Source organism: Paraburkholderia flagellata, assembly GCF_021390645.1.
In the GTDB taxonomy this organism is placed as follows: Bacteria; Pseudomonadota; Gammaproteobacteria; order Burkholderiales; family Burkholderiaceae; genus Paraburkholderia; species Paraburkholderia flagellata.
Genome location: NZ_JAJEJT010000002.1, coordinates 1,509,291 through 1,534,125, shown reverse-complemented (window position 1 = coordinate 1,534,125; position 24,835 = coordinate 1,509,291). Strand labels below are relative to the sequence as shown.

Annotated in this window: 25 protein-coding genes; 12 read left to right on the top strand and 13 right to left on the bottom strand. The window is 63.7% G+C overall.

Translation table 11 applies throughout. The features are described from left to right. Positions 1-44 precede the first annotated feature (44 nt). Positions 45-827: an L-rhamnose 1-dehydrogenase Lra1 gene (gene lra1, locus L0U83_RS21160; RefSeq protein WP_233885998.1), complete on the top strand. Its 783-nt coding sequence runs from the start codon at positions 45-47 to the stop codon at positions 825-827. 26 nt (positions 828-853) lie between these two features. Here the strand turns inward: lra1 and L0U83_RS21155 are convergent, their stop codons facing one another. Beyond that, positions 854-1,846: a LysR family transcriptional regulator gene (locus tag L0U83_RS21155; protein WP_233885997.1), complete on the bottom strand. Its 993-nt coding sequence runs from the start codon at positions 1,844-1,846 to the stop codon at positions 854-856. Between the two features lie 211 nt (positions 1,847-2,057). Here L0U83_RS21155 and rhaM point away from each other — a divergent pair, with 211 nt between their 5' ends. From rhaM to rhaS, 6 genes are all read left to right on the top strand, one after another. Next, the gene (gene rhaM / locus L0U83_RS21150) at positions 2,058-2,372 is read left to right on the top strand and encodes an L-rhamnose mutarotase (RefSeq protein WP_233885996.1); all 315 of its coding nucleotides are present in this window, start codon (positions 2,058-2,060) and stop codon (positions 2,370-2,372) included. A gap of 20 nt (positions 2,373-2,392) precedes the next feature. Next, the gene (locus L0U83_RS21145) at positions 2,393-3,298 is read left to right on the top strand and encodes an amidohydrolase family protein (RefSeq protein WP_233886595.1); all 906 of its coding nucleotides are present in this window, start codon (positions 2,393-2,395) and stop codon (positions 3,296-3,298) included. A 28-nt stretch (positions 3,299-3,326) separates the two neighbouring features. Further along, positions 3,327-4,868, top strand: a complete 1,542-nt coding sequence (locus L0U83_RS21140) for a sugar ABC transporter ATP-binding protein (RefSeq protein ID WP_373321074.1) — start codon at positions 3,327-3,329, stop codon at positions 4,866-4,868. Further along, a complete protein-coding gene (locus L0U83_RS21135; protein WP_233885994.1) occupies positions 4,865-5,920 on the top strand; it encodes an ABC transporter permease in 1,056 nt (351 codons plus the stop codon). The genes L0U83_RS21140 and L0U83_RS21135 overlap by 4 nt, the downstream gene beginning before the upstream one ends. After that, positions 5,913-6,932 (top strand): ABC transporter permease, encoded by a 1,020-nt coding sequence (locus L0U83_RS21130; protein ID WP_233885993.1) that lies wholly within the window; start codon positions 5,913-5,915, stop codon positions 6,930-6,932. Before L0U83_RS21135 ends, L0U83_RS21130 begins: the two co-directional genes overlap by 8 nt. A gap of 80 nt (positions 6,933-7,012) precedes the next feature. Further along, positions 7,013-8,020 carry a rhamnose ABC transporter substrate-binding protein gene (gene rhaS / locus L0U83_RS21125; protein ID WP_233885992.1) on the top strand — a complete coding sequence of 336 codons (1,008 nt, stop codon included), beginning with the start codon at positions 7,013-7,015 and terminating at the stop codon, positions 8,018-8,020. A 61-nt stretch (positions 8,021-8,081) separates the two neighbouring features. On the opposite strand, the gene L0U83_RS21120 is transcribed toward rhaS, so the two are convergent. Continuing rightward, entirely contained in the window at positions 8,082-8,759 is a 678-nt protein-coding gene (locus L0U83_RS21120) for an SOS response-associated peptidase (protein ID WP_233885991.1), read from the bottom strand. An 80-nt stretch (positions 8,760-8,839) separates the two neighbouring features. Between L0U83_RS21120 and L0U83_RS21115 the strand changes: the two genes are divergently transcribed. The 3 genes from L0U83_RS21115 (at position 8,840) to L0U83_RS21105 (ending at position 10,596) form a co-directional block, all read left to right on the top strand. Beyond that, entirely contained in the window at positions 8,840-9,166 is a 327-nt protein-coding gene (locus tag L0U83_RS21115; protein WP_233885990.1) for a hypothetical protein, read from the top strand. Positions 9,167-9,366: 200 nt separating this feature from the next. Continuing rightward, entirely contained in the window at positions 9,367-10,212 is an 846-nt protein-coding gene (locus L0U83_RS21110) for an alpha/beta hydrolase (protein WP_233885989.1), read from the top strand. Positions 10,213-10,431: 219 nt separating this feature from the next. Then, positions 10,432-10,596 carry a DUF1328 family protein gene (locus tag L0U83_RS21105; RefSeq protein ID WP_028203076.1) on the top strand — a complete coding sequence of 55 codons (165 nt, stop codon included), beginning with the start codon at positions 10,432-10,434 and terminating at the stop codon, positions 10,594-10,596. A 119-nt stretch (positions 10,597-10,715) separates the two neighbouring features. Here L0U83_RS21105 and L0U83_RS21100 read toward each other — a convergent pair whose 3' ends face one another. From L0U83_RS21100 to L0U83_RS21070, 7 genes are all read right to left on the bottom strand, one after another. Further along, positions 10,716-11,510 carry an SDR family NAD(P)-dependent oxidoreductase gene (locus L0U83_RS21100; protein WP_233885988.1) on the bottom strand — a complete coding sequence of 265 codons (795 nt, stop codon included), beginning with the start codon at positions 11,508-11,510 and terminating at the stop codon, positions 10,716-10,718. A 145-nt stretch (positions 11,511-11,655) separates the two neighbouring features. Next, the gene (locus L0U83_RS21095) at positions 11,656-13,788 is read right to left on the bottom strand and encodes a phosphocholine-specific phospholipase C (RefSeq protein WP_233885987.1); all 2,133 of its coding nucleotides are present in this window, start codon (positions 13,786-13,788) and stop codon (positions 11,656-11,658) included. A gap of 100 nt (positions 13,789-13,888) precedes the next feature. Then, complete coding sequence (locus tag L0U83_RS21090) at positions 13,889-14,398, bottom strand: PRC-barrel domain-containing protein (RefSeq protein ID WP_233885985.1); 510 nt, start codon at positions 14,396-14,398, stop codon at positions 13,889-13,891. A 135-nt stretch (positions 14,399-14,533) separates the two neighbouring features. Then, positions 14,534-14,740 (bottom strand): hypothetical protein, encoded by a 207-nt coding sequence (locus L0U83_RS21085; protein WP_233885984.1) that lies wholly within the window; start codon positions 14,738-14,740, stop codon positions 14,534-14,536. A gap of 254 nt (positions 14,741-14,994) precedes the next feature. After that, positions 14,995-15,345 carry a response regulator gene (locus L0U83_RS21080; protein ID WP_233885982.1) on the bottom strand — a complete coding sequence of 117 codons (351 nt, stop codon included), beginning with the start codon at positions 15,343-15,345 and terminating at the stop codon, positions 14,995-14,997. A 155-nt stretch (positions 15,346-15,500) separates the two neighbouring features. Next, entirely contained in the window at positions 15,501-15,803 is a 303-nt protein-coding gene (locus tag L0U83_RS21075; RefSeq protein ID WP_233885980.1) for a DUF2795 domain-containing protein, read from the bottom strand. A gap of 146 nt (positions 15,804-15,949) precedes the next feature. After that, the gene (locus tag L0U83_RS21070; RefSeq protein WP_233885978.1) at positions 15,950-16,252 is read right to left on the bottom strand and encodes a putative quinol monooxygenase; all 303 of its coding nucleotides are present in this window, start codon (positions 16,250-16,252) and stop codon (positions 15,950-15,952) included. A gap of 274 nt (positions 16,253-16,526) precedes the next feature. On the opposite strand from L0U83_RS21070, the gene L0U83_RS21065 reads away from it, so the two are divergent. Both L0U83_RS21065 and cqsA read left to right on the top strand, forming a co-directional pair. Then, positions 16,527-17,696: a GGDEF domain-containing protein gene (locus tag L0U83_RS21065; protein ID WP_233885976.1), complete on the top strand. Its 1,170-nt coding sequence runs from the start codon at positions 16,527-16,529 to the stop codon at positions 17,694-17,696. A 610-nt stretch (positions 17,697-18,306) separates the two neighbouring features. Continuing rightward, positions 18,307-19,608, top strand: a complete 1,302-nt coding sequence (gene cqsA / locus L0U83_RS21060; RefSeq protein WP_233885975.1) for an alpha-hydroxyketone-type quorum-sensing autoinducer synthase — start codon at positions 18,307-18,309, stop codon at positions 19,606-19,608. Between the two features lie 93 nt (positions 19,609-19,701). On the opposite strand, the gene L0U83_RS21055 is transcribed toward cqsA, so the two are convergent. The 4 genes from L0U83_RS21055 to L0U83_RS21040 form a co-directional block, all read right to left on the bottom strand. Continuing rightward, positions 19,702-20,727 (bottom strand): response regulator, encoded by a 1,026-nt coding sequence (locus tag L0U83_RS21055; protein WP_233885974.1) that lies wholly within the window; start codon positions 20,725-20,727, stop codon positions 19,702-19,704. Beyond that, complete coding sequence (locus tag L0U83_RS21050) at positions 20,724-22,085, bottom strand: sensor histidine kinase (RefSeq protein ID WP_233885973.1); 1,362 nt, start codon at positions 22,083-22,085, stop codon at positions 20,724-20,726. The genes L0U83_RS21055 and L0U83_RS21050 overlap by 4 nt, the downstream gene beginning before the upstream one ends. Before the next feature lie 296 nt (positions 22,086-22,381). Then, positions 22,382-23,203: an alpha/beta fold hydrolase gene (locus tag L0U83_RS21045; protein WP_233885972.1), complete on the bottom strand. Its 822-nt coding sequence runs from the start codon at positions 23,201-23,203 to the stop codon at positions 22,382-22,384. A 14-nt stretch (positions 23,204-23,217) separates the two neighbouring features. After that, positions 23,218-24,810, bottom strand: coding sequence for a benzoate-CoA ligase family protein (locus L0U83_RS21040; RefSeq protein WP_373321096.1), 1,593 nt, complete (start codon positions 24,808-24,810; stop codon positions 23,218-23,220). Positions 24,811-24,835: the final 25 nt, after the last annotated feature.

Below are 24,835 nucleotides of genomic sequence, written 5' to 3'. Positions count from 1 at the left end.
AAGTGCACTGATCGAGGCTCATCAAAAGCGACGAGGAGAAACACGTGCTGCTCAAGGACAAAGTGGTGATCGTCACCGGCGGGTCGCGCGGCATTGGCCGCGCCATTGCGATCGCAAGCGCCCGTGAGGGTGCCGATGTCGCGATCAACTACTGGGGCGACAACGACGCCTCGTACGGCCGCCGCTCGGCGATCGACGAGGTGCTGGGCGAAATCGAGCGGCTAGGGCGCCGCGCGATTGCACTGGAAGGCAACGTGGCCGCGCCGCAAACCGGCGTGGACCTCGTGCGCCAGACGGTGGAGCGCTTCGGCAAGGTCGATGTGCTCGCGAGCAATGCGGGCATCTGCCCGTTCCACTCGTTTCTCGACATGCCGCCCGCCGTGCTCGAACGCACGATAGGGGTGAACCTGAACGGCGCGTTCTATGTGACCCAGGCCGTTGCGCGGCAAATGAAGGAGCAAGGCACGGGCGGCGCGATCGTGGCGACGAGTTCGATCAGCGCGCTCGTGGGCGGCGGCATGCAGACGCACTACACGCCCACCAAAGCCGGTGTGCATTCGCTCATGCAGTCGTGCGCGATTGCGCTCGGACCCTTTGGCATACGCTGCAATTCGGTGATGCCCGGCACCATCGCCACCGACCTGAACGCCGAAGATTTGAGCGACGAAAGCAAGCGTGAGTACTTCGAAAAGCGCATTCCGCTGGGGCGGCTGGGCGCACCCGAGGACGTGGCCGAATGCGTGGTGTTTCTCGCTTCGGACCGCGCGCGCTATGTGACGGGCGCAGCGCTGCTCGTCGATGGCGGGCTCTTCGTGAATCTGCAGTGAGCCCGGGGCAATCGGATCAAAACGGATCAATGAGGCGCGAGCGCGGCAGCGTGCGAACCACCGTGAGCGATATCGTCCATCTTGAAGGGCTGCGAAAAGCGCCGCAGCAAGCCGACGAAATGCTCGGCGGGCTCGGCGAGCGGCTCGTTCTTGCGCGTGAGCACCCCGTAGCCCGGCAGGCTCTTGCCGATTTCGAGCTGCAGCACGACGAGCAGCTTGCCACGCACATGGTCGCGCACGACCGGCTCGGGCAGCATGGCCACGGCGTCGAAGCTTTCGAGCAGTTGCAGCGTGGCGAAGATCGAAGCCGACTCCGTGAGATTGGCGGGCGTGCCAAGACCCGCGCGTGCGAGTTCGCCTTCGAAGAGTTCGCGCGCGGGGCTCGTAATGGGCTGCGCCACCCACGGCCAGTCCATCAGTTCCGCGAGCGTGACCTGCTCGCGCCGGGCAAGTGGATGGCGCGCGCGCACGACGAGCACGAGCGTTTCGCGGGCGATCGGCTCGAAGCTGAAATCGTTGTGCTGCAGCGGCGTGGTGAGGCGCCCGAGCGCGAGATCGACTTCGCGGCGATGCAGCAGTTGCACGACCTGGTCGCTCGTTTCGCCGAGGATGCGCACGTGCAACAGCGGCCGTTCGGTCTTGAGCGTGGCGACGGCTTGCGCGAGCAAGTCGGGCGCGGCGCCCATGATCGCGCCGACGGTGAGCTGCCCGTGGCCGCCGCGGCGCTTCACATCGAGGTCTTCGGCAAAGCGCGTGAGTTCGGCGAGCGCGCGGCGTGCGTAGGCGAGCGTGACGACGCCGAGCGCAGTGGGCTGCATGCCGCGCGCGTTGCGCTCGAAGAGCCGGAAGCCGAACGCTTCCTCGATGTCGCTCAACATGCGGCTCGCGCTGGGCTGGGCGACGTTGATGGCATCGGCGGCTTGATGAACGTTGCGCGCGTCGTCGAGCGCGACGAGCAGGGCGAGATGTTTGAATCTGAGCCGGTTGACGAGCGCGACGACGGCAGTTTGATGATTCATGGAGCGATCCGGTTTGTGCATCGCCCGATCCCAACATCGGATTGGTTGGCTATCGATGCGGGAATTATAGTCGGATCACAACGCGGCTAACCACGTAAAAACGCGTGCCGTTGCGCGCTGCGATGCCAGGGCAAACACCGAGGCGACGCGCGCCCAAATCGAATAAGCGGCATATACGCACGCCGAAACAAAGCTGGACGGAGACACGATCATGGAGACAATTGCGTTTCGCATGCAGCTCGATCCCGGCAAGCGGGACGAATACGAGCGGCGTCACCGCGAAATCTGGCCCGAGCTTGCGAGCGCGCTGCGCGATGCAGGCGTGAAGAATTACCGCATCTTTCTCGACGAGGCGACGCATCATCTCTTCGCCGTGCTCGAACGCCGCGACGATCACACGATGGACGCGCTGCCCGAGTTGCCCGTCATGCGCAAATGGTGGGACTACATGGCCGACATCATGCAGACCGACGCGCAACACGTACCGCTGCAACAGCCACTCGTGCCGGTTTTTCATTTGCCATGAGCACACGCGAGGAACATGCCATGCAGGTCGTCGATCCGCACGTCCACTTCTGGAACCTCGATACGCATCATTACCCGTGGCTCGCGAATCCGGGCACGTCGTTCGTCGGCGATGCACGCGAGCTCAAGCACAACTACCTGCCTGGCGACTTGCTGCGTGAGGCCGGAGACATCGACGTGCTCAAGGTCGTGCACGTCGAGGCGAATCACGATCCGGAAGACCCAGTGGAAGAAACGCGCTGGCTGGAGTCGATCGCGGACAGCGCAGCGAACGCGGGGGAAGCCCGCGCGTTGCCTGACGCCATCGTGGCTGCCTGCGACCTGAGCGCGCCCAACGCGAGCGCGGTGCTCGAAGCGCACGCCGCGTTTGCTCGCACGCGCGGCATTCGCCAGATTCTCAACGTCCACGAGAACAAGCTGTACGACTATGTGGGCCGGCACTACATGCGCGAGACAACGTGGCGTGAGAACTTCGCGCTGCTGGAAAAGCATGGTCTTTCGTTCGACCTGCAACTCTATCCGTCGCAAATGGAAGAGGCGGCCGCACTCGCGCGTGCGCATCCCGGCATTCAACTCGTGATCAACCACGCGGGCATGTTCGTCGACCGCAACAGCGTGGCGGGCTACCACGCGTGGCGCGAAGGTCTGCGCTTGCTTGCGGCATGCCAGAACGTGGCCGTGAAAATCAGCGGACTGGCGATGTTCGACCATGCGTGGAACGTCGAAAGCCTGCGGCCTTACGTGCTGGAAACGATCGATGCATTCGGTGCGGATCGCGCGATGTTCGCCTCGAATTTTCCGGTTGACCGCCTGTTCGGCGGCTATCCGAAGCTTTGGCATGCGTATGCGTCGATCGTGAGCGGAGCGAGCGAGAGCGAGCGCGCGGCGCTATTTCGCGGCAACGCTGAACGTATCTACCGCATTTGAGTGTGCGCGCAACGACATGGAGACAGCCGTGGAAGCAGAAGCAAAAGTCAGGGCCGGTGACATTGCGCGGCTCGAGCTGCGTAATGCGAGCAAGTCGTTCGGGCGCGTGCGCGCGCTCATCGACGGCAGCTTGAGGCTCATGCCCGGCGAGGTACACGCGCTGCTCGGCGAAAACGGGGCGGGCAAGTCGACGCTCGTGAAGATTCTCGCGGGCGTGCATCAGCCCGATGGCGGCGAAATGCTCATCGACGGCGTGGCGCGCGCGTTCGCGAAACCCGGGGAGGCGCGCGACGCCGGCCTCGCGGTGATTTATCAGGAGCCCACACTGTTCTTCGATCTTTCGATTGCGGAGAACATCTACATGGGCCGTCAGCCTGTGGATCGCGTGGGCCGCATCGACTACGACACGATGCATCGCGAAGTGGCTGTGCTGCTCGAATCGCTCGGTGTGGAACTGAAGCCCGAGCGGCTCGTGCGCGGCCTATCGATTGCGGACCAGCAGGTGATCGAGATTGCGAAGGCGCTTTCGCTCAACGCGAACGTGCTCATCATGGACGAGCCCACTGCCGCGCTCTCGCTGCCCGAAGTCGAGCGGCTCTTTACGATTGCACGCACTTTGCGCGACCGGGGCGTGGCGATCCTCTTCATCACGCACCGGCTCGAAGAAGTGTTCGCGCTCACGCAGCACGTGACGATCATGCGCGACGGCGCCAAGGTGTTCGACGCGCCCACGGCCACGCTCAAGACTCAGGACATCGTCGCGAAGATGGTCGGGCGCGACCTCGCCACGTTCTACCCGAAGGCCGACGTGCAGCCCGGCGATGTGATGCTGCGCGTGCGCGGCCTCACGCGCCGCGGCGTATTCAAGGACATATCGTTCGACGTGCGCGCAGGCGAGATCGTCGCGCTCGCGGGACTCGTGGGCGCGGGGCGCAGCGAAGTGGCGCGCGCGATATTCGGCATCGACCCGTGCGACGCGGGGCAGGTTCAGATCGCGGGCAAACCGCTCGCGTCCGGCATGCCCGCCGCCGCAGTGAAAGCAGGACTTGCGCTCGTGCCAGAGGACCGGCGTCAGCAAGGTCTTGCGCTCGAACTGAGCATTGCGCGCAATGCGTCGCTCACGGTGCTCGGGCGGCTCGTGCGCTTCGGCCTCATCTCCACGGGGCGCGAAGTGCAGCTTGCCGGGCAGTGGGGTACGCGCCTGCGCCTGAAGGCGAGCGATCTGAACGCGCCGGTGGGCACGCTTTCGGGCGGTAACCAGCAGAAGGTGGTGCTCGGCAAGTGGCTCGCGACGGGGCCGAAGGTGCTCATCATCGACGAACCGACGCGCGGCATCGACGTGGGCGCGAAGGCGGAAGTCTACGGCGCGCTCGCGGAACTCGTGAAAGAGGGCATGGCCGTGCTGATGATTTCGAGCGAACTGCCCGAAGTGCTCGGCATGGCGGACCGCGTGCTCGTCATGCACGAAGGCCGCATCACCGCCGATATCGCACGTGCCGACGCCAACGAAGAGCGCATCATGAGCGCCGCGCTCGGCGAAACCAACATCCATCTGGGGCACGCCGCATGATGCGCCATTCCACTTCTCCTCATCCCTTGCACGGCGGCGAGCCGCGCGCACAGCGACGCAACGCGGGCGCGTGGGCCGAAGCGCTGGCGCGCAGCCGCGAGACCACGCTCTTTGTGGTCCTGCTGCTGATCGTGGGCGGCACGGCGCTCGCGCGGCCGCAATTCCTCAACCTGCAGAATCTGCGTGACGTGCTGCTCAATGTCTCCATCGTGAGCTTGCTCACGGCGGGCATGACGATCGTGATCTTGATGCGCCATATCGATCTCTCGATCGGGTCGACAGTCGGCATCAGCGCTTATGGCGTGGGCAGTCTCTACGTGGTGTTTCCGCATATGCCCGTGCTCGTGGCGCTCGTCGCGGGGCTTGCCATTGGACTCGTTGCGGGCGCAATCAATGCGTTGCTCGTGGCCGTGGGGCGGGTGCCGTCGCTCGTCGCGACGCTCTCCACGCTCTACATCTTCCGCGGCGCCGATTACGCGTGGGTGCATGGCGGCCAGATCAACGCAACGAGCCTGCCGGACGCGTTTTCGCGGCTCGCTACCGGCTCGGTGCTCGGCATTCCGGTGCTGGCGCTCATCGCGCTCGTGCTGCTCGCCGGGCTTTCCGTGTATCTCAAGCAGTTCCGGCCGGGCCGCGAGTACTACGCGATCGGCTCGAACCCGGAAGCGGCGCGGCTCGCTGGCATCAACGTGGAGCGCCGTGTCGCTACGGGCTTTCTGATCAGCGGGGCGATAGCGGGCCTGGCTGGCGCGCTGTGGCTCGCCCGCTTTGGCACCGTGGATGCGAGCACCGCGAAGGGCATCGAGCTGCAGGTGGTCGCGGCCGCCGTGGTGGGCAGCGTGGCGATCACTGGCGGCGTGGGCACGATACTCGGCGCGACGCTCGGCGCACTCGTGCTGGGCGTGATCAGCGTCGCGCTCGTGGTGCTGCATGTCTCGCCATTCTGGGAACAGGCGATTCAAGGCGCGCTGATCGTGGCCGCCATCGCAGCCGATACGCTGCTCGCCCGCTCTGTGGCAAAACGCATGATGAGGAAACGCGACCATGGCTAAGAACGCCCCGAAACCCGACGCCGCGCTGCTCACGCGCAAACCCGGCTTGCCGCTTGGCTGGGAAGCGCTGCTCGTCATCATTCTCGTTGCATCGCTGGTGGTGGGGCGAGTGCTCTCGCCCGTGTTCCTCACGGGCGCGAACATCAGCAACGTGCTCGCCGATCTCTCCGAAGTCGCGCTCATGGCGTTGCCGATGACACTCATCATCGTCGCCGCCGAAATCGATCTTTCCGTGGCGTCGGTGCTCGGCGCATCGAGCGCCTTGCTCGGCGTGCTCTGGCACATGGGCTTGCCGATGCCGGTCGCAATGGCGCTCGTGCTCGTGGCGGGCGGACTCGCGGGCCTCTTCAACGGGCTCGTGATCGTGAAGCTCAATCTGCCATCGCTTGCGGTGACGATCGGCACGCTCGCGCTCTTTCGCGGGCTGGCTTACGTGCTGCTCGGCGACCAGGCAATCGCCGACTTTCCGCCGGGCTATACGCTCTTTGGCATGAGCAACCTGGGCAGCACCTTCATTCCGTTGCCGTTCCTGATCGTCGCGGCGTGCGCCATCGTGTTCACGATACTGCTGCAGGCCACGGCATTCGGCCGCAGCCTCTACGCCATTGGCGCGAACAGCACGGCCGCGTCGTTCTCGGGCATTGACGTGCCGAAGATCAAGCTACGTCTGTTCGTGATGTCGGGCGTGATGAGCGCGCTCGCGGGCATTGTCTATACGCTGCGCTTCACAAGCGCGCGCGGGGACAACGGCGAGGGCTTCGAGCTTTCGGTGATCGCGGCGGTGCTGTTTGGCGGTGTGAGCATTTTTGGCGGGCGTGGGTCGATGTATGGCGTGCTGCTCTCGCTCCTGATCGTAGGTGTGCTGAAGAATGCGCTCACGCTCGTCGATGTGTCGAGCGAAACGCTCACGATCGTGACCGGTGCGCTGTTGCTCGCTTCGGTGCTGATTCCGAATCTCGCGGCGCGCTGGCGCACGCTGCGCGACCGGCGCGCGCTTGCGCGGGCGGCTTGAACGTGGTGTGAAAGAGGGCAAGGAAGTCAAGAGGCAGTCAATCAACCGGATGCGTCCGGTACCCATCGAGGAGACGATTCATGAAAAAGCCAGTACGTCACGTGTGCACGGCCTTGCTGTGCGCGTTGCTAGTGGGAGGCGGTGTCGCGGCGCATGCGGCCGGCATCAAGGAAGGGCTGAAGATCGCATTCGTGCCCAAGCAGATCAACAATCCCTACGAGGTGATCGCCGATAACGGCGGCCTGGACGCAATCAAGGAATTCAAGGGCGAGGGCAAGGCGGTCGGGCCTTCGGATGCGGGCGCGTCCTCGCAGGTCTCGTACATCAATACGCTCACCACGCAGCACCAGGACGCGATCGTCATCGCGGCCAATGATGCGAACGCGCTCGTGCCGTATTTGAAGCGCGCGATGGATCAAGGCATCAAGGTCGTCACGTTCGACTCGGACACGGCGCCCGAGGGGCGGCAGATCTTCGTGAACCAGGCAAATGCCGAAAGCATTGGCCGCGGCCAGATCCAGCTCGTTTCGAAGCTGATGGGCGGCGAGGGCGAGTTCGCGATTCTCTCGGCCACGCCCAACGCGACGAACCAGAACACGTGGATCAAGTGGATGCAGGAAGAACTGAAGAAGCCCGAGTATTCGAAGATGAAGCTCGTGAAGATCGCCTACGGCAATGACGATGACCAAAAGTCCTTCGTCGAAACGCAAGGCTTGCTGCAGGCGTATCCGAACCTGAAGGCGATCGTTGCGCCCACATCGGTTGGTATTGCGGCGGCGGCGCGCTACATTTCTTCGTCGCCGAGCAAGGGCAAGGTGGCGGTGACGGGCCTCGGCACGCCTAACCAGATGCGCGCGTTCGTGAAGAACGGCACCGTGAAGGCGTTCCAGCTTTGGGATCCGGGTGCACTGGGTTATCTGGCTGCGTACGCTGCGGCCAATCTTGCTTCGGGCACGATCACGGGCAAGGAAGGCGAGTCCTTTGACGCGGGTAAGCTCGGCAAGCGCACGATCGGCAAGAGCGGTGAAGTGATTCTCGGGCCGCCCACGACGTTCGACGCTTCGAATATCGATAACTTCAACTTCTGATTTGCGTTGCTTGTTTGATTAACGTGGAGTGCCAAACGACCCGGCTATGCCGGGTCGTTTGTTATGGGCTGCTCGAATCGGGCTTCGGCGTCGCGCGCGGTGGCAAGGGCTGAGGCTCCGCCGCCATCCCATCCACCGGGTAAAGATTGAGAAATGACCTCGCCTCATCCATCGAGCGACTCGCAAGCCAGTTGTCATACTCGGAAGGCGGCACGATCACCACGGAACGTTTCTCATCGCCGGGCTTGTGAAAGCGTTTCATGAGCGGGTGCTCGTTTGCATTGACCGTGAGCATCGTGAACGAGTGCGTCTTGCCGGACTCACCCTCGTCCCACTCGCGCCATAAGCCCGCAATGGCAAACGGCGCGCCATCGGCAAGACCTATGCGCCAGCGCACCGCCTTGCCGGTCTCGTAGTTCGGCTCAAAAAACGCCGAGCAGGGTATCAGGCAAAGCTGCAGTTTTTTCCACGCGCCGCTGAAGCTGCGCTTTTCCCCCACCGATTCGGCGCGCGCATTCATCGTGTCGAACACTTTCACGCCGGGCGGAATGTGCTTGCGCGGCACCATGCCGAACGTCGCGAGCAGGGCTTCGCGTGCCTCGGGCGCCGCGCTCGCACGGCGGATCACCGGCGCGGCATAGTCCTTGTAGATCTCGTCGCGCCATGGGTCGTCCGGCGGCAGGACGCCATAATGCCTGAAGAGGTAGTCACGGCGTGCGGCGGCGTAGTTCGTGCACATAGTCGTCTCTCCGTCCCGTCCTTCAGAATCATTCTGACATGTGATAGGCTGTATAAATATACAGTGTTTTGGGGCGGAAAATGGGACGGGATCATCGTCACTTCCCTCCGCTCACGGCAGCGGAGTTGGCTGAAATCTACGATCGGCATCCCTTGCCCGTCGTATTGCGGCTGCTATGGGAAATCCACCGGCTGCGCTCCACCATCAGCCGGGCGAACCAGATCCGGCTCACGATCGGCAAGCGCGTCGGCACGGCGAACACGCCTGCTGGCATGTGGGAGCGTTTCGAGCAGGTACTCGACGCCGAGCCGTGTTTGACCGATCCGCTCACGGCGCGTCAAAAGGGTTTGCTGCATGAGGGTGAGCCAGAGGGACGGCTGCGACGCAGGCGGCGCAATGGCGATTGAGCGTTGGCCTGCGCCGCGGACTCAGTGAGATAGCGGGTTCTCTCGAAAATGGCCCGCGCGGGCATTTCATCCCGCCATGTGGGTTCCCCCGCGTTCGCAAACAATTCGTATGGCACGTTGAAATTTGGCTGTAAGTGGCCCTTGTTAGAGTCCGTGAAAGCAGTTGTCTTTCGTGGCAGTCAACACAAGAGCGACTTCTCATGGCTATTGTCCGCACATGCTGGTTCGTTCTGGCGCTGCTTCTCAGTGCACCCGTCTGGGCATACCAGACGCGCGTCGTCTCGATCCCCAGCGCCGCGATGCAGCGCTCGTTCGACGCGACCGTCGTCTTGCCCGACGACTACGCGCGCGGCAACCACGCCGCGCGGTTTCCCGTGATCTACGTGCTGCACGGCTCGGGCGGCAGTTATGCCGACTGGACCTCGAACACCCGCATCGGCAAGCTCGCCGACCGTTTCCACGTGGTGCTGGTGATGCCGGACGGCGGTCACGAGAGCTGGTACATCGACAGCCCGTTCGATCGGAGCAGTCGTTATGAAACGTATGTGGGCAGCGAGGTCGTGTCGTATATCGACACGCATTTCCGCACGATCGCCACGCGCGAGGCGCGCGCGATAACGGGCTTGAGCATGGGCGGTTTCGGCGCGCTGCGCATTGCGCTGGACCGGCAGGAGACCTTCGGTGCAGCCGGCAGCATTAGCGGCGCAGTCGATCCGCGCAATTGCGAGGACGAGCCCGGCATCGATCACGTATTCGGCGATCCCGCGCGGCACGCGACGTTCTGGAACAACAATGCGATCGTGGATAGTGCGCAGGACTTCGAGCATGCGCATATCGCGCTCACCATCGACTGCGGCGTGAGCGACTTCTTCGTGCAGTCGAACCGCACGCTGCACGAAAAGCTCGTCGAACTGGGTGTGCCTCACGACTACGCGGAACGTCCAGGCGGCCATACGTGGTCCTACTGGTCGAACTCGATCCGCTATCAGGTGCTCTTCTTCGCCACGGCGTTCCAGCGCGCCGGCTGGCATCCGCAAGTGGCGTAACGCATCGCGAAGCGCGCGCGTTTGCCAACATCCCTGCGTCATACGATTACCGGGAGCGTGTGCCCAACCTCAGGCATCGCGCTTGCTCCAGTGATCCTGCAGGGACGCTCGCGCAGATCCGTCCCGCTCAACCAGATGCCGGGCATCAGGCGACCGCACGCGGCGCCGGGGCGCGGCGACCACCCTTGAGCCGGATCACACCGGGTGCAGGAGGACGTCATGCTTCAATACGCTGTCATTTTCTTTATCATCGCGATCATCGCAGCCGTGTTTGGTTTTGGCGGCATCGCGGCGGGTGCGGCATCGATCGCCAAGATCCTGTTCTTCATCTTCCTCGTGATTTTCCTCGTCACGTTGCTGCTTGGCGTCGTGAGAAGGGGTTAATCAGCGAGCCACGCCTCTTTGCAGTCGAATTACAGCCCGCCCGCGCGGGCTGTAATTTTGTGGTCGACGCGCTGTTTCTCGCTATTTCGTATAACGAATCAAATCCCCGGCTGAGGGCGTCACGCGATGGTGTCCACCACGCCGCCATCCACGCGCAATGCCGCGCCCGTCGTGGCCGATGCCTCTTTCGAACACGCGTAGACGATCATGTTCGCTACTTCCTCCACGCTTGCCGCGCGGCGGATGATGGAAGAGGCCCGATGCGTCTGCACGAACTGCGCGGCGACTTCCTCGACTGTCTTGCCCGAAGCGGCCACTTCGTCCTTGAGCATCTGCGCCACGCCTTCTGAAAGCGTCGGGCCCGGCAGCACCGAATTGACCGTGACGCCCGTTCCCGCGAGGCGCTTGGCGAGGCCGCGTGCGAGCGCGAGTTGCGCGGTTTTCGTCATGCCGTAGTGGATCATGTCGGCGGGAATGTTCAACCCCGATTCCGATGAGATGAACACGATGCGCCCCCAGCCACGCTTGACCATCGCATTCGCATAAGCGCGCGAGAGCCGTACGCCCGACATCACATTCGTTTCGAAGAAACGCAGCCATTCGGCATCGGGAATTTCGAAGAAGTCCTGCTGCTGAAACACGCCGAGATTGTTCACCAGGATGTCCACCTGCGGATGCGCCTTCACGAGCGCATCGCATCCCCCAGCGTTGGAAAGATCGCCGACGAAGCCTTGCACCCGCGCGCCGGGCGCCGCAGTGCGCAGCGCAGCCTCCGCTTCGCGCACGCTTTCGGTGTGACGGCTGCTGACGATCACGTCGGCGCCCGCGAGCGCGAGGCCTTTCGCCGCGGCAAGACCGATGCCGGCAGCCGAGCCGGTGACGAGCGCGAGTTTTCCAGTCAGATCGATTTTCATGCGGGCTCCTTGAGGGGGAGGCAGGCCACGCTTGTGAACGCGCGTTGAACGTTCGGAGGCGCAACGCTGGGCGCGGCCATCGTGAAGGGAACGGGCAGTGTACTGCGCAGCGGCGCTGAACGTTTTCCCGGGCGCTTCAGTCGCCTCACACCCCCATCGCCGGGTCGCTCACGCTGTCCCTGCCGGTTTCCACACGGCCCGCGAAGCGCCGTATCACACCGTTCTCCGCGCTCATCGTGAAGTCGTACCAGCCGCCCGAATCGGCGAGCGCCCAGTTCGACTGAACCTGTTCGCCGGCGCGCAATGCGTAGGTCCACGGCCCGTCGCTGCGGTAGGCGTTGGCCGCCAGGGTCACGTTCGAAGCCGCGCTTGCGCGATTCGCGATACCAAGCTCGAGCGCATTGCCCGCGGCGTCATAGCGCACGCGCACTTCAGGATTCGGTCCGTGCGCTGTCGCGCGCACGTTGCCCTCGAATGCGCGATGAAAGCCGTTCGGCCCAAGTACCCACAGGCGGTATGCGCCGTCGTCGGAGGCCGTGGGTGTCCACGTGTCGTGCAGTGTCTTGCCTGCCTCGACGGTGTAGCGGCGCGGCGGCCTGTCGAGGTGAAGCTGGTCGTACACGTGAAAGACGGCACCGGCCTTTCCTTCGTTGCCGAACTCCAGTTGAACCTTGTGATGACGCCCGTCGACGCTCGCATCCACGTTGAGGCGGTACGGCAGTGCGCGCGAGGGTCGCGCCTTGCGCGCCTGCTGCGGCATGGTCTGCATGTCGGGCTGTGGCACTGGCACGGGCTTGAGGGCGTTCTGTTGCTTGTTCAACGCGTCGGCGTCGGCTTTCGTCGGCGCGGAAAACGTCTGCACCGGTTTTTCGTTCGGTGTGCTGAAGTTGAACGCCGAGGTGAGATCGCCGAATACGGCACGCCGCCACGGGCTGATGTTCGGTTCGCGCACACCGAAGCGCGTTTCGATGAAGCGCAGCACCGACGTGTGATCGAAGACTTCGGAGTTCACATATCCGCCCGTGCTCCACGGCGAGACGACGATCATCGGCACGCGCGGCCCGGGCCCGAACGGCAAGCCGTTTGGCGTGACCGGCTTGCCATCGCCGGGAGGGTTCGGCATGGTGAAGTATTCGTGGCGCGTACTGGCGGTGGACTTGCCCGCGTACTGACCGTCCTTGATGGGCGAGGGCGGGCAGGGCGGCGGCATGTGATCGAAGAAGCAATCGTTCTCGTCGTAGTTCACGAAGAGCACGGTCTTGCTCCAGATGTCCGGGTTGCGCGTGAGCGCTTCGATCAGCTTCTGGAGGTAGTAGGCGCCCTGGCCTGGCGTCGAAACGGCGGGGTGTTCGGAATAGGCCGGCGGTGCGATGATCCAGCTCACCTGAGGCAACTGGTTCGCCGCGATATCGTCATTGAGCGCCTGCAGGAAGCCGCCATCGGGCATCGTATTGCCAATACCCTTATACAGGGGCTCGCGCGCCTCGATCGCCTGGGTCCAAGGCAAGTTGGGCGAGCCGTCGATTTCCTCGAGGACTTTGCGATAGCTCGCGAACCCGGCGAGTGGATTGTCCGTGTAGTTGTCGGGCTGATTCTCATACACCTTCCACGTCACACCTGCGGCCTGCAAGCGTTCCGGATACGTGGTCCATTTCAGGCCCGTGACCGGCGCGCCGATGTTGTCCCAGCCATTGTTGTCGATCACGGCATAAGGCGAGGCCGTGGGGCCATTGGTGCCGGTGAACAGAAAGAGCCGGTTCGCGTTGGTGCCGCCGTGCAGCGAGCAATAGTAGGCGTCGCAGATCGTGAAGGCGTTGGCGAGCGCGAAATGAAACGGCAGGTCGGAGGCCTGAAAGTAGCCCATCGAGGCTTCGCTCTTGAACTTGGGCCAGTGCGTCATGCGGCCATGGTCCCAGGCCTCCTGGGCGTCGGCCCAGTTGTGTGCGCCGCCTGCGAGCAACGCGTTGCCCTTGCGGCTGTCCAGGTAGAACGGCAGCAGCGTGCGCGAGCCGTCGCTCTGCTGCCAGACATTGGCGCCGGCGGCCAGGGGAATCGTGATGCGGTCCGAGAAGCCACGCACACCGGGCAGCGTGCCGAAATAGTGGTCGAACGCGCGGTTCTCCTGCATGAAGACGACGATATGCTGCACGTCTTCGATCGTACCGGTTGCGTTGTTTGCGGGAATGGCCAGCGCCCGCTGGATGGCGGGCGAAGCCAGGCTGAGCGTCGCGCCGGCGGCGGCGGCGCGAAGGAAATCACGGCGGTCCATCGAAGTCATGGTGTGTTCGCGTTGTTGTCGTTGTACTCGCGACCATTAGCATGACACGTTGGCGCCGCCGCGGGCGCTCGATGAACACTTGTGTGTGCGCGTGCGCGCGTCAGAGCTTCACGCCGCCGGCTTCCGGCGGCTCGCGTCCCGGCTCGTCAAGCGGCAGGCTCGCAGCGTCTTCGCCCCAGTACGGCTCGCGGCCGTAGTACTGGTGCACGGAGCTGGCCCAGGTGCGATCGGCCATCGAGGGCCACTCGCCTTTGTCGAAGCCCGGTGCGTTCTTCACGCGTTCGGAGTTGAGTGCGATCACGAAGCATTTACGTGCCGCGTCGAGCGTGAGGGCATTCCATGGCACTGCGAGCAGCTTGTCGCCGATGCCGAGAAAGCCCCCGCTCGATATCACCATGTAGGCAATGCGGCCACTTTCCACGTCGAGCATGATCTCCTTGACCTTGCCGACTTCGTCGCCGTCCGAGCTCAGCACGCGGTCGCTGTCCAGCGTACTGGCCGCCATCACGTCGGGGCCGGGGCCAGGTGTTGCCGAGCGGTCGCGGCGGACAATGCGTGCGCCGTCGCCGCTGCGTGGCGCTGAACCGACTGGGGTTTGCGAATAGGCCATGATGTTCTCCTTGTTCATGATGAAACACGCACGCCGGGCGTCTCCCGTGCGCGGCGCGCGCCGGTTATCCAGAACGTTGCATAAGGTGAGGGCGCAACGATGTGCCCAGGCGGCCGTGGTGGCTTGAAGCGGGATTCAGTCGCTCTTGCCGCCGCCGTCCATGCCCGCGCCTTTGCGCCACACTTCCTTGCCTTGCTCCGAAAGTTCGCCGCTGCTGTGGGTGGCGTCCGGCTCGGTGCCGGGCACGGCCATATCGCCGCCCGGCGGCTGGGTGGCGCCCTTTTTCTGGCGCTTGCGTTGCGCTACGCGCTCGTCGTGCGAGCGGCCTGCGTATTCGCTCATTTCGACCTCCGTTGGATATGCGCATCGCATTACGAAGCGATGCGGCTTGAGGGTTCGATCCCCGGGCCGCCCGAAATGGACCGGCCACGCTGATTCCACCGCATCGGTCATGCCGCGGCGCGTCAGTGCAGGCATCGATCAGGAAGCCGAATCAAGGAAGGCCGAGCGAGTGGGCGACTTACGCGCCGCTGCGCTGCGTAAGTCGCTACAACGATGATGTAAATCGTTCACGCGGTGCACGAGGCGCAAGCGTGTCAGGGCGTGGCGACCCGGTGGAGGATGTCGAGGAGTTGCGCAACGGCGAAGGGCTTGCGCAGAAAGCCCGCGACGTCGGCGTCCGGGGGCAGGGTGACGAGCGCGGAAACGAGCACGAGCGGTACGCGCGCGAGCTTGCTGCTGCGCCTCATTTCGCGCATGAGGGAGAGACCGTCCATGCGCGGCATCATGCAGTCGGAGATCACGACATCGGGAGGGTCGTCGAGCGCGCTTTGCAGCGCATCCGAGCCGTCTGCGGCGGTGCGCACCCGATAGCCTTCCTGCCCGACCAGTTCCTTCAGCGCATCGAGTGCGTTGGTGTCGTCGTCGACTAGTAATACGGTAGTCATACGTTTCTTGCGTGAGCGGCCCGGCCGAGCGTGGCGGCTGTGCCTTTGTTCTTCGCGATCGCGTCGCGGCGGGCCGAAAGCATCCGGCGGCCGTCCCGTAGCGCGCAATTTCCGTTCCCGTGCCGGGCGGGCGGGATTTTGTTCGGCTTCGTTCGTCATCCTTGTGGCGCTGCGCCCCGGTGGGTGGGGGATTCACGCGCGCGCAGTTGCGCCGCGACGATGGAGGCCGAGACCTCGGAAAAGCTGCCGAACGCCTCGTCGGGCAACTGGCGAAGGGCTTCGATCACGTCGCGCGGCGCACCGCTGCGCTCGGCGCTTTCGATCAGCGTGGCAGGGTGGGCAGGCCAGGTGACGCATTCGAGGGCGTGCAGCACGCGCCCGGTCAGCGCCTCGGCGTTCGAGCGCGCCTCGCCGGGGGTGTCGGCTCGTGTTGCCGCGCAAGCGGGAGCAGGCTTCATCGGCTTCTCCTTCGAAGATCACGATGCTTCCCGCAGATGCCATTCCTGGCACCTTTTTACCTGCGCGCGCCCATTTTACGGACGTGGAAACGGCGTGGACACGCGCAGGCCACGGCAGACGATCTGGCGGGCGCTCAAGCAGTCGTTCAGGCGGGAAGTTTGTCCGCAAGCACGTCGGCGCGGCGAATTTGCGGCGCTGCGGCCAGCAGATCGCCCGCACGCGCCATCAAAGCCGCCGCTACCTGGCCGTTCAGATGCGCTTCGCGGCCGGCTTCATTGTCGAATGCGTCGAAGATTGCAAACGTCGCTTTGTCGAATCGCACGCCGAACCAGGCGGGCGTGGCGGGTTCGGCGTCGACCAGCGGTTTCGCACTCGCGAGAAATGCCGCCAGTTCCTCTTCCTTGCCGGGCTGCGCATGCAGCTCGACGTACAACGCGTGTTGGGTCATGACATGGCTCCTGTGACGTCGTGGCGTCTCAGGTATGGTCGCGGTGCTTCGGGGCGTTCGTCAAGCGTCGGGATGATGCGGCGGCTTTTCCAGCCTTCTGCATGAAGACTAAGGTTTGGAGTCCAAAGAGAATCCGCAGGATTCGTGGTTTTTTCTCATCGAGGCGAATCACAGCCAGCTATCCGTTCCTGAATAAACCCTCTACACGGGGCCAAAGCGAATGTTTTTCATAATGATGCCGTAAACTCAGACATATCTTCAGACCATGCCGTACATGCTAGATCCGGTCAATATTCTTCTTGTCACGGTGCTTTCGAGCATCATGAGCCTGGCCATTCTCGGCTCACTGCGGCCTGCGGGTATTCCCGGTGTCGGGCGGTGGATCGGCGCCTATTTGATGGCGAGCGTCGCGCTCCTGCTCGCGGGTCTGCAACGGCTTGGCTTTCCCATCCTTACCGTCTTCGTTTCGAATACGTTGTTGGCGCTAGCCGTGGTGCGCATGCTCGAGGGCTGCCGCCAGTTCTTCGGGCTCAAGCCGCATGTGCCGCTCGCCTACGCGGGAACCGTTGCGCTCGCAACGGGTATTGCGTGGTGGTATTGGGTGACGCCCAGTCTCGGCGCGCGCGTGGCCGTCGTCTCCGCGTTTCATGCGGCCATCTACACGTCGATCGGCTGGCTCGCATTGCGTTGCCGGCCGCCCGCGCGCCCCGTCTACAGCTACCGGTTCGTGACGCTGGCGGCCTGGCTGGGCGCGTTCGCGCACGCCTTGCGCGGGGCGATGTACGGCAGCGGCATCGTGAAGCAGTACGGGCTGCTCGACTTCACGCCGCTCAACGTGGCATGGCTTGCACTCGGCATTCTCGTGTTGCCTGCGCTTTCGATCGGCATGGTCCTGCTCGCGCACGATCGCATGGCCGAGCGGCTCGAACGCCTCGCGAATCAGGACGAGCTGACCGGCGCGCTCACACGCCGCGCCTTTCTGGCCCAGGCGAGCGCGTCGCTCGAAGCCGCGCGCGAGAAGGGACAGCAGGTCACGTTCGCGATTGTCGATATCGATCACTTCAAGTCGATCAACGACCGTTACGGACACGCCACAGGTGACCGCGTGCTCGCGCAGTTCTGCCGCGTCGTGAAGAGTGGTGTGCGTGTAGAGGACGTGTTCGGGCGCCTCGGCGGCGAAGAATTCGCGTTGCTCTTCGTCAGCATGACCCGCGACGACGCCGTGAGGCGTCTCGATGAATTGCGCGTGTTGACCCTCGCCGTGCGACGCAGCGCCGACGCTCACGCGCGTGAATCCGGGCAGGAGGCGCACGACGGCCTCACATTCAGTGCGGGCGTGGATGAAGCACAGGCGCAAGACTCGCTCGCCACATTGATGGCGCGCGCCGACGCCGCGCTCTATGTCGCCAAGTCACGTGGGCGCGACCGCGTCGTGGCCATCTGACGATTCTGCCGGTCCCTTTCGCGCGATCTATGCGTTGTGAATCAACGGTCGCGCCCTTTCGCGGTGCGACGGACATTCCTTGTCGAAACTCCATGCGATACGCATAGTTGCACGCCGCGAAGGTCTTAACAGCGCTGTTTTTAAACGATAATTATCAATGGCGCGACTGACGTTGCGTGCAGCGTGAAGGCGCTTTCGCTGCATGACGTGCATGGTCCAGGTGGCCTGCGTGGCGCGCCTCAAAAAATTTTCGGGCGGGCGTTTCTTCCCTTGTAACCTGTGGCGATCACGCGATGCGGGATTCGTGCGGATATGAAGGCGCCAGCTCCCGGCGCCCTGCGCCCGCATTGGTTTTCGAATTCGCTCCGCATTCAAGCGCGCTCTGGCGCCGCCGGCCTGGGCCGCATCTCCGCTCCCCGCCGCGCGCCGCGACTCACGCGCTCGCCAGTCTTTGCATCACCCACATTCAAAAGTCCGCTGCCGGAACGCGCACGTCATGTCTCATCGCGCGTGTCGTTTCGCTGCGGGCACATTACGGGCCTGCCTCCCGGCATCCATCCTGACCAGACAAGTCGCGTCCGGGGGCGGCCTTAACCACAAGGAGCCTGAGATGAAAGTTGGCAGCAACTGGCGTAACGCACATAACAACGACGCGGCATTGCCCGCATTCCTCGCAGCGCGTGTCGATCGGTACTACACCGAGCGCGTGCAGGAAAGCTGGGCCGGGGGCCATATCATGAAGGGACGTGTTGCCGATGCTGATGCCTTGCACCTTTCGAGTAACGATTACCTTTCGATTGCGCGCCACCCCGAGATTCTCGATGCAATGTGCATGAGCATCCGGTCGGAGGGCAACGGGCTCCTGATGTCGGGCGTGTTCCTGCACGGCGACGACTGCCCGCAACTCGCGCTCGAAGACCGCTTCGCGTCATACATGGGCGCCGAAGCGAGTGTGTTGTGCCAGTCGGGCTTTGCCGCGAATACCGGGCTGATCCAGTCGATCGCCAACGCGCAAACGCCGGTGTACGTCGACATGATGGCGCATATGTCGTTGTGGGAGGGCATACGCAGCGCCGGTGCGCGCGCGGTCAGTTTCTTCCACAACGATGTCGATCACCTTGAGCAGCGCATTCAGCGCTACGGGGCCGGGATCGTGATCGTCGATTCCGTGTACAGCACGAACGGCAGCGTGGCGCCGCTTACGGCAATTGCCGACGTGTGCGCCGAGCACGACTGCGTGCTCGTCGTCGACGAGTCGCATTCGCTCGGCACGCACGGCCCGCACGGCGCGGGCATGGTGGCCGAACTCGGGCTGGGCGACCGCGTGCATTTCCGCACGGCCAGTCTCGCAAAGGCGTTTGCCGGGCGCGCGGGCATCATCAGTTGTTCGCGGCGCTTCCAGGAGTATTTCAAGTGCGAGGCGCTGCCGGCTATTTTCAGCTCGACGCTGCTGCCGCATGAAACGGCGGGCCTCGCGGCGACACTTGACGTGATCGAGCGCGAAGACTGGCGGCGCACGCGTGTCGCGGCCAACGCGCGTTACGTACGCGGGCGGCTTGCCGAACTCGGCTACAACCTGAACGGCAGCGAAACGCAGATCATCGCGCTCGAAGCCGGGCCGGAGCCGCAGACGATCGTGTTGCGCGACGCGCTTGAAGCGCGCGGCATTTTTGGTTCCGTGTTCTGTGCTCCAGCCACGGCGCAGAACCGCTCGCTCGTGCGGCTCTCGCTCAACGCGGCGCTGTGCGAGGAGGAACTGGAGCGGCTCGTGGAGGTGTGCGCGGAGATTCGCGATGAGGTGCAGATGTGGAACTGGCCGTCCACGCGCCGCAACGAGCGCAACGCGGTCCGTGCGCGCGTGCGTTTGCCGCAGGCTGTGGTGAACATGCCGGCGGTGGCCGTGGCAGCGTGAGCCGGCGTGGAGCGAGGTAGCGAGGCAGCGATAGCGTGGGGGTGCACCCGATTTACGGCCTGCGGAAAACTTTCCGCAAATCGGCGCCGTAAATCAGGGTGAGTCCCACGCCGCCTGGATCTCGCGGTCAAGCTGGTCGAGATGCCGGTCGTAGGGCAGCACGTTGTCGAGTGCAAGCCCCGCCGGCTTCTTCACCACCGCGTAGAGATAGCGGCGTTCGCCGTGAAATTCCGATGCGGGGTGCATATATGGCTGCCATTCCGCGCACTGCGCCGGGTAATAGCCTTCAGTGCGCCAGAAGTAGGGCAGGCTGCGACGGCTGTCGAGTTCCGCGAGAAAGCTTGTGGGCGCACCTTGTTCGACGGCGATCTCGCGCACGCCGCGCAGCGATTCGTCGGTATGAATGACGAGCAGGTACGCGGTGCCGACACCGTCGAACATCAGGAGTCCGTGCGGTTGGTACGAGAGATAGTGCTCGACGATGCCGAGTGAATCGGCAATGCCTTTCACGTGCGCGGCGAGCGCATGATCCTTGAGGAATGCATATTCGGAAACGGCGAGTGCCTCGAGCACCGTGCTGCAGCAGCGGTCAAAATACGCGCGCTGCATATCGCCGATCGCCTGGTTCAGCGTTTCCACCGCATCGACTTCATGCTTGCGGATGAAGCGGTCGATCAGCCCTTCGTTGAAGCTCTTCACCGCCACGTGCTCGTCGGCCTTGCCAGTCAGCACGATTTTCCGGATCGACGGGTCGGTAATACGGCGGCAAAACTCCATGCCGTTGAGTTCGGGCATGTCGTAATCGACGACCACGACCGAAACCGACTCGAAGCGCGACGCGTTATGTACGAGACTACGTATCGCATCGACGCGCATGGCGATGACCTGGTGCGCATCGTTTTCTTCAGTGCGGTCCAGATACGGGCTGAAGATGGGCTCCGCGGCCCGGTCTGGCCCGGCGCGGCCATTGAGATATTTCAGCGCCTCGCTGGGCGAACTGAACAGGCGGAAGGCCAGGTCGGGGTCGAGTTGCAGGCTCAGGTTCGAAAGGAACGCGGCGCTGTCGTCGACGAATGCGACGGTGGTCGGATAAGAGAACGGCTGAATGGCTTTCGTCATGGCGCAGGGAATGTCAAAACGAACTCGGTATATTCGCCTTTTACGGAAGAGCAGGTAATTGCTCCACCCATCGCTTGCATGACATCGCGGCAGAATGCCAGCCCGATTCCTGCTCCGAGCGTCACGTCATCGGTGGCGGTTGTCGAAGTATAAAAGCGCGTGAAGATGTGCGGCAATACCTCAGGGGAAATACCGGTGCCCGTATCGCTGAAAATCAGTCGATTGGCCCGTTGCCCTGATTCAAGACGAATCGAAATCTGCGCGCCGTCGATGCTGCCCATGTGCCGGAAGGCATTTTTGAGCAGATTGAAGAGCACGTGAACGGTAAGCATTTCAGATCCGTGAAATTCGAAATCGGGGCGCAGATTGCAGATTACCCGACGCCGGTCGCCTTCGCGAAACGGAAAACGCGCGAGCGCGGTTTCCACACAATGCACGATCGAGCACGTCGTTGCGTTTTGCATGTTGCCGCCCGTGAAGCGCGCCGTGGCGAGCAGCATGTCGATGATCGCATTCGAATGCAGTGCTTCCTGTTCAATGCGGCCAACCACGCCTTGCAGGGAATGCAGATGCGCCACGCGTATTTTGGGCACCGGCAAGCGGCTGCGCTGGGCGAGTTGATAGGTGTCGAGCAGCGCAGGCAAATAGCGCATGAGACCTGCGGCGCCCACGCGTATCGCCACGAGCGGGGTGCGCAGTTCGTGCGCCACGCTGCCCGCCGTCGCCAGCATGGCGCGCTCCTGTTCGATCTGAATGCGATCCTGGTCGTAATTGGCCAGCGCGCCGATCGCCACCGCAAACGAAAAGATCGCCAGATGGGTGAGGTAGCTCGGCCCGAGCACGATGGGGTACGTGGTGAGGCAATACGCGATCACGGCGAGGCTGATGCCCACGAGGAACTGCAGCACGAGCATGAGCCAGTCGAGCAGCAGCACCATCACGAACGCCGCGATCAGCGCACTTTCCACCCACACTTCGTTGCCGTTGTTCTTGAGCAGCATGAACGTGAAAAAGAACGGCAATGCGTAGAGCGTGGCGAAGTACCAGTACCACGGCAGCAGCTTTTTCAGCGCTGCGGGCCAGCGCTCGAACGCCAGAATCGGCACAAACAGAAACGAGCCGATCAGGCGCAGCGTGAGATTTTCATACGGCTGAGGAAAGAGGTCTTTCCAGACGTAGTAGTAAAGCGGGAAGCCCACGCTCGCCACGACGGCAAGCGGGCGCATGCGGCGCTTCACGTATTGCAGGTTGCGCAGCGCGGGCGCGAAGGCGCGCACGAAGCGCAGACGCATCGACGCCCAGGCTCGCCTCAGTCGCACCGAGGTTCTTGAAACGTTCATCAGGATGGAATCGCTCATCGTTCTGGCCGGCGCGCGCGGCCCGCGCCGGTCTTCTTGCGTCTCGCTTTATTGGTTCCCCGTGCTTCTCGCTTTCCGCCGGCGGTCTCGCGTGGTCGGACCCCGTCTCCACCCGGCAAAGAAAGACAATATCACCAAAGGATTGCAGCGATGAGGCCTGTTGCGTCCCTTGATGGGCTTCGGTGCCCTACTGGAGGAGGAGTGTTATGCGCGGCGCATCGATTCGCCCCATTCGGGAGGCATTCGATGGGCGCTGGAAGGGCTTGCGGGGGCGCTGAGGCGTGTCTGTGCGGCCTTCAGGCCGCGGGCTTGCGTTGCGCGCAAATGAATTGCTCGATGGCGTCGTTGAGCGGCTGCGGCGCGTCGCGATGCGGAGAATGGCCGCCATGTGCGAGCGCGTGGACGCGCGCGTGCGGCACGGCCGTGCCAATCGCTTCGACCTGCGCCATGGTGCCGTAGTGGTCGTCCACGGCCTGCACGGCGAGCAACGGCGCGCGAATCGACGCCAGATCGCCGACGATGTTCCAGGCCCGGAAGGCGGGATCGAGCCAGATATCGTTCCAGCCGTAGAACGCGGAATCGACATCGTCGTGGTAGCGCGCAAGCTTTTCGCGCAGGCGGGTCGTTTCGTACGCAACCTTCGCCTCGCCGATGCTTTCGACGGAAATGTCTTCGACGAACACGTGCGGCGCAATCGCCACCGCGCCATCGAGCGCTTCGGGAAAAGCGGCGGCGTAGAGCAGCGCGATGGATGCGCCGTCGCTATGACCGATCAGCCACATGCGCGTGCGTTCGGCCGCGCTTACGCCGAGTGAGTCGAGGAGAGCGGGCAAGATCTCGCGCGCCTGCCGGGCCATGAAATCGACGGGCCATTTCACGCCAGGCGCGCGCGGTGTGGAGCGCCCGTAACCCGGACGCGAATAGACGAGCCCGCGCATGCCGAGGCGCTCGCAAAGCGCGGCGGGCCAATCCTTCCACATCGCGATCGAGCCGAGACCCTCGTGCAGGAAGACGGCGAGCGGCGCATCACCGTCCGCCGCGCCGATCCAGCGGTATTCGATGCGCAACGCATCGTGTGTGTCCGTGGCGGGCAGGTAGGCAAATTCGCTTTCGTTCATGGCGCTTGTCACTGTCACGACTGAAACTGCTGACGCAGGCGGAAACGCTGGATTTTACCGGTCGCCGTTTTCGGCAGATCGTCGACGAACAGAATGTCGCGCGGATACTTGTGCGGCGCGAGTCGCGTTTTGACGAACGCCTTTAACTGCTCGGCCAGCGCGTCGTGCGAGGTGTCCACCGCCGCCGGCTTGAGGACGACGAAAGCGCAGGTTTTCAAGAGCCCGCCCTGATCGACGCCGATCACGGCCGCTTCGAGCACCGCGTCGTGCTGCATGAGCACCATTTCGACTTCGATGGGCGAAACATACTGGCCGCTCACCTTGAGCATGTCGTCGCTGCGGCCCGCATAGACATAGGCGCCTCCGGCCAGGCGCCGGTACTTGTCGCCGCTCCTCACCCAGTCGCCGAGGAAGGTCGCGCGCGACTTCTCGCGATTGCACCAGTACATCACGGCCGCGCTCGGCCCGCGGATGAAGAGGTCGCCGATCTCGCCGTCGGCCACGAGCGCGCCGGTTTCGTCCCGCAGTTCGATTTCGTAGCCGGGCACGGGGCGGCCCGTAGTGCCGTATTCGACGACGCCTGGCCGGTTCGACAGGAAGATGTGCAGCATTTCCGTGGATCCGAGGCCATCGAGAATGTCGCTGCCGAAGTGATCCCTGAAGCGCTCGCCCAGTTCACGCGGCAGCGCTTCGCCTGCGGACGTGCACACGCGCAGCGCGACATCGGTGCGTGCGGGGAGGTTGGGCGAGGCCATCATGCTCGCGTAGAGCGTGGGCACGCCGTAGAACACCGTGGGCCGATGCTGCACGAGGCGCGCGAATACGGCGTTGGCGGTGGGGCGTTCGGCCATCAGGATCGTGGTCGCGCCGACCGACAGTGGAAACGAAAGACCGTTGCCGAGGCCATAGGCGAAGAACAGCTTGGCCGCCGAAAACACGATGTCGCTCTCGCGGATACCGAGAATGGGCTTCGCGTAAGTCTCGACGGTCCAGTAGAGATTGGCGTGCGTATGCACCGTGCCTTTGGGTTTTCCCGTCGATCCCGACGAGTAGAGCCAGAACGCGATGTCGTCGCAGCCCGTTTGCGCGGCGCGCGGGGCAGGTTCGGCGCGCGCGATCAGATCCGCGAGGATGGTTCGTGGTTCATCTGAAACCGGCTGCGAAACGGGCTTTGAAACGATTAACTGGCAGTCCTCACATTGTGATTCGGAAAGCGCCGCACTCACGGCGGGCAGCACCGCTCCCGACGCGATCACCACGCGCGCGCGGCTGTGCGTGAGCATATACACGTAGTCGGCTGGCGTGAGCAGCGTGTTGACGACTACCGGCACGATTCCCGCATAGAGCGCGCCGAGAAATGCAATGGGCAGCTCGACGGTGTCGAGCATCACGAGCAGCACGCGTTCTTCCGTGTGGACGCCGAGCGCGCGCATGGCGGCCGCGAAGCGGCGGGCCTGTGTTTCGAGTTCGCCGTAGTTCAGCGAGAGCGTGTCGTCGATATAAGCGGTCTTCGCAGCGCGCGCAGCATTGAGCGAGAACAGGTGCGTGGCGAAGTTGAATTGCGCGGGCGGCGGCACGGCCGCGGCGTGTTCTGGCGATGCCTCGATTTGCACGGTGTTGTCTCCGCTCTGT